We start from the raw sequence: 699 nt of genomic DNA on the forward strand, positions 1-699 counted from the left end.
AGGCTGATTTAGAGGAAGATATTCTTCAATAAGTAGCTGTTCATCTGATTTAACCATATAAGTTTTGTTGCGCATATTATTAAATTTAATCTCCTCACTACTCATATAAGTTCTAGCCTTATGCTGTAACAGTTCCATTATCTCACCCCACATCAGATCAATATCAATAGTGTGGTTATGGTCTAGTTTTTCTACCTCTAATACTACAAAACGTCTACTTCCAGTGTCATCCCTAAGAAATTGGTCATCATTTACTGTACAGGCAAAGAATGTTCTTCTAGGGTACTTTTCAGCCTTTCTACTATAAGGTGTTCTAAATTCATCATGTGTGGATGTAAGCCATGCTTTTAGGGCATCCCTATCCGACTTCTTCATTGTGCCACCTAATTCCCCCAGTTCACATAGCCAATAAGATGTGGATTGAATAATGTCATCCTTTTTACTAAGGTCTAGCTGCACACCATCCTTAAAGAATGTGGTTAAATATTTCTTTGGCATTAATGACCTAACCCAGCGTGTCTTACCTAATCCCTGTGGCCCTTTTAGTACCAATGCAAATTCACTATTGAAATCACCTTTATTCAGGCCTATTTTAGCACCAGTTAATAACCACATTAGAATCATAGCTTCATTAAAGGCTATATCCTTCTTTGTACAATGCTTTGCATAGGTAATCGTTTTAAGAAGCTTTCCTAATTC

1 protein-coding gene is annotated in these 699 nt (G+C 36.5%); it reads right to left on the reverse strand.

The genetic code is table 11. The features are described 5' to 3' along the window. Positions 1-699 (reverse strand): virulence-associated E family protein (locus H8718_RS20355; protein ID WP_249334876.1); only part of this gene is annotated, 699 nt, incomplete at both ends.

The sequence above is a fragment of the Zhenhengia yiwuensis genome, from assembly GCF_014384995.1.
Lineage (GTDB): Bacteria > Bacillota > Clostridia > Lachnospirales > Cellulosilyticaceae > Zhenhengia > Zhenhengia yiwuensis.